Source organism: Candidatus Cloacimonadaceae bacterium, assembly GCA_030693415.1.
GTDB lineage: Bacteria > Cloacimonadota > Cloacimonadia > Cloacimonadales > Cloacimonadaceae > JAUYAR01.
In genome coordinates this window covers 1-1,708 of the sequence record JAUYAR010000134.1, presented here as the reverse complement: position 1 = coordinate 1,708, position 1,708 = coordinate 1, and the positions used below count along the sequence as shown (strand labels likewise).

The 1,708-nt window shown below is 46.3% G+C and carries 4 protein-coding genes; all 4 read left to right on the top strand.

The features are described 5' to 3' along the window. Positions 1–368: ATP-binding protein (locus Q8M98_08080; protein ID MDP3114719.1), on the top strand; the 368-nt coding region annotated here is incomplete at its 5' end. Then, entirely contained in the window at positions 365–955 is a 591-nt protein-coding gene (locus Q8M98_08075) for a hypothetical protein (protein ID MDP3114718.1), read from the top strand. The genes Q8M98_08080 and Q8M98_08075, both read left to right, overlap by 4 nt. A gap of 18 nt (positions 956–973) precedes the next feature. Further along, the gene (locus tag Q8M98_08070; GenBank protein ID MDP3114717.1) at positions 974–1,393 is read left to right on the top strand and encodes a hypothetical protein; all 420 of its coding nucleotides are present in this window, start codon (positions 974–976) and stop codon (positions 1,391–1,393) included. A 33-nt stretch (positions 1,394–1,426) separates the two neighbouring features. After that, positions 1,427–1,708 (top strand): DUF3164 family protein (locus tag Q8M98_08065; protein MDP3114716.1); only part of this gene is annotated, 282 nt, incomplete at its 3' end.

Sequence of the window (1,708 nt, the reverse complement as noted above, 5' to 3'; positions counted from 1 at the left end):
AGATCGACTATTCCTACTCGCATGAAAAGCTGCTGGGAGCGATCCGGGACATCGTGGATGAGACCTTAACCGTGGTTATTCTTATAGGTATGCAGAACGCGATGGACAGGCTCTCGCAGATCAATGCCCATTACTTCGACCGATGCAACTCCTTCTATGAGTTCCAACAGATCTCCCGCAAAGACTTAGAACTGGTTGCCAGAGAAGTAATGGAGGTTGAGGTAACTGAAGAGGTGATCGAGAAGATCGACTTCAACAGCGGCGGCAACCTGCGTAAAGCTATGAAGGTGATGTACATCATCGAGAACGAGCAGAAGAAGCAGCCTGATATCGCCGTATCAGATATCGACTTGAGTACAGCCTTATGAACCCAAGTGAACTGATCCTGAACTTCGTCAATCTCTACAACCATCCCTTTACAGCGGAGTTGGCAGCGGTGATGACGGCTCAAGATATCAGCCTGGTGCTGCCGATCCTGGAGAGACTCCATAGTGATCAGACTATCAAGCTGATCTCGCCTGAGGATGGCATCTACGTGCGTAATAACCGCTTTAATCCTGTAGTTGGATATAAGCAGAAGAGCGAATGGAGATTTGATCCAGCAGCAGCCACCGCTCTACTGGATCACATCGAGAAAGGCAGATATCATTCAATCAGAGGAGTGGCAAAGGGCTTTCCACGCAGTCGGCAATGGGTGTTCGTTTACATGGAAGCTTTGGCATCTATGGGTATCCTGGACTTTGATGGATGTTATAAAGTCATAACAAGGGATAACCTAATAGATATCGGAAAAACAGTAAAGAAAGGTGCTCTCAGTGATTTAGGAAATCGCTTGATGCCAGTACCGAGAACCTATGAGCCAGTGCCGGGAGAAGACGAAGAGACTCATCTCAGAAGGTTAGCTGAAGCTCGTGAAAGAATAGCTGTATTCGAAAAGTGTAAACTTAACATCTAAGGATATCAGGAGCATTCTATGGAACAGGAACTACGGGAAAGACAACTCCGGCAACAAATCCATGCTATCCGGGTCAAGAAGTTCCACTGGCCTGAAGATGGGTTCAAGTTCATCATGAATGGTCTCGGTTTTGGTGAGTCGCTATCGGCACTGTCTGAAGAGCGTCTACTGGAGCTGAAGTCAATCATGATCAGTTATCGGAAGCATGGGCGTCCCTATGAATTCACCTTCGACAAACAAGGGAACTACATGTTCTCACTCATGAAACAGGCAGCTTGGACTGATTCCTCCTTAAGAGCCTTCATGATTAAGCATTATAACAAGAGCCATTGGAACCTGCTCAATAAACCAGAGCGCAGAGCCGTTATCGCTATGCTGCAGAACTACATCAAGAAGCAGGCACTTAAGCCAGAAAACGATAATCAAACAGATAAATAACAACTTTAGAAAATCAGCCTAAGGAGAACTCACATGGAAAATCAAACCAGACCCAAAGCGAAAGCGACCACAGAACGTACCAAGATCGATGCCCAAGGTCGAGCCATCCCGGTCTCTGTAATAAAGTCCGAGATGCTCAAACAGGATACAGTAGTCAACAACACTCTTGATCGAGTAATCAGGCTTCAGAAGCGCATCATCGCAGATAAGATCAAGCTTTATGCGGAGATTGAAAGCTATCTCGAATTCATAGCCAAGAAGAGTGGTATGGAATGGAAAGGCAATGCCGCATTCACCAGCTTCGATGGCAAATAC

Excerpts from the sequence above, each read along its gene's own strand:
- Q8M98_08075 (MDP3114718.1), top strand. The coding sequence starts at position 365 with ATGAACCCAAGTGAACTGATCCTGAACTTCGTCAATCTCTACAACCAT.
- Q8M98_08070 (MDP3114717.1), top strand. The coding sequence starts at position 974 with ATGGAACAGGAACTACGGGAAAGACAACTCCGGCAACAAATCCATGCT.